This window comes from Litorimonas sp., assembly GCA_029936425.1.
GTDB lineage: Bacteria > Pseudomonadota > Alphaproteobacteria > Caulobacterales > Maricaulaceae > Litorimonas.
Genome location: JAPYSU010000120.1, coordinates 1 through 1,339, shown reverse-complemented (window position 1 = coordinate 1,339; position 1,339 = coordinate 1). Strand labels below are relative to the sequence as shown.

Sequence of the window (1,339 nt, the reverse complement as noted above, 5' to 3'; positions counted from 1 at the left end):
TTGTTGTACGTAACCTTCACCATACATAAGTGACATTCTGTTGCAGGTTGAACTGAGACGTTACAAAACTTCACACATAACAATAATTTCTTTGTTCTTTGTTAACCTTAAGTCTTTGTTCTTTGTTAACCTTAAGTCTTTGTTCTTTGTTAACCTTCCTCCTCGGTTTCTCCATCGTTGTGCCTCTCTTCAGCACAAATTTTGTAATGACAGTTGTGCCTGTCACAGATGAATCTCCACTTTCTCGGGCCACATTCATGTCCAGTAGATTCTTCCGGGGCCAGGCAACACTTGCACAATCCATGCCTATCCAATCCTTTCAGATTGGTTTCCATTCGAAGGCCCACAATTTTTGGACACTGGTCTGTATAGTGGCCTTGTTCCTGGCAGATGTCGCATCTGACTCCTCTTGGGACCCCAGACCACTGGCCCCAGTCTCTATCTGAGTGGCCTCTTTCATCTTGCCAGTAACCTTCATCCCGGCCTCTATCCGAGTGGCCTCCTCCGTCCTGCCCATGCCACTCCTCAGCACAAATTGCTGATTGACAGTTATGAGCTTCACACACGTAGCGCCATTTTCCTTGGGCACATTCATGTCCAGAATCCTCAGGTGCCAAGCACAAACAGCACAAACTGTGCTCACGAACTGTGCTTAGATTCCCCTTCCTTGACTTTCCTTTCCAAGCCGAACATAGGTCGGTGAAGTGAGCTTCCCCACATACATTACAGTTTCTATGCTCTGTCATTATATTAAAGAGTTCCGCCTCTTTAGCTTTCCACATAGGGGTCCGTTTCCTTTGGGCCCAGTTGAAATATGCCTCAACTAGGCGTTCCAGTTCCACCCAAGTAGGCCATTCTTTCTGGATATTGATGTGTCGATCTTCCAGTATGTATGTCCTGATTTCATCTGGGAGGCTTCCTTCCATTAAGTCATTTTCCTCCTTCTCTCTATAAAAAGCCAGGCTTCTGACGTCCAAAGTTTTGTCCTTCCCATATGGGCTGAGCTGCATGAGTCTTTCAGTCTGGACTCCCTTGATTTCCGGTGCAACTGTTGCAATGCCCTTTGATTGCATTATTTTCTTCTGATTGAAGGCACAAAAGGCTGCCCGTGTTGGTTTGTACAGGGTGCGGATGTTGACCTGGTCTTCAATTCGGTCTATAAACCAGCTTATGGTGTTTTTCCTCTCACCAAGTTCAGCTTCATATTGAGCCATGTAGTTCTTCTTGATTGCTTCCTTATCGCGTCCTCCTACTTTTTCTAGGAGGATCCTCCGATGAAGTGCTGTGGATAAGCCCAGTCCAGCTAATTTCCCCACATTTCTTTTACACACGCTGAGTG

The 1,339-nt window shown here is 46.0% G+C and carries 1 protein-coding gene; it reads right to left on the bottom strand.

What is annotated here, in order from left to right; genetic code table 11:
- Nucleotides 1-149: 149 nt before the first annotated feature.
- Nucleotides 150-1,339, bottom strand: a 1,190-nt coding sequence (locus tag ACN0IC_RS15475; RefSeq protein ID WP_416879645.1) for a hypothetical protein, incomplete at its 5' end; no start/stop codon positions are given.